At 49.8% G+C, this 223-nt stretch carries 1 rRNA gene; it reads left to right on the top strand.

Annotated features, from left to right (window positions below):
• Positions 1–38: 38 nt before the first annotated feature.
• Positions 39–223: ribosomal RNA gene (locus tag ACXX53_RS23245) — 16S ribosomal RNA — on the top strand; the annotation flags it as partial.

The following is a 223-nucleotide window of genomic DNA, read 5'->3' as shown; positions in this document are numbered from 1 at the left end:
TAAACTCGTCAGCAATACAAATGAGCAAGTCAAACACTTTTATGGAGAGTTTGATCCTGGCTCAGGACGAACGCTGGCGGCGTGCCTAATACATGCAAGTCGAGCGAACTTAATGAGGTGCTTGCACCTCTGATGGTTAGCGGCGGACGGGTGAGTAATACGTAGGTAACCTGCCTGTAAGACTGGGATAACCCACGGAAACGTGAGCTAATACCGGATAGGC

This window comes from Paenibacillus marinisediminis, assembly GCF_054343325.1.
The sequence above is the reverse complement of the archived record's forward strand: the minus strand, read 5'-3'. Positions and strand labels throughout refer to the sequence as shown.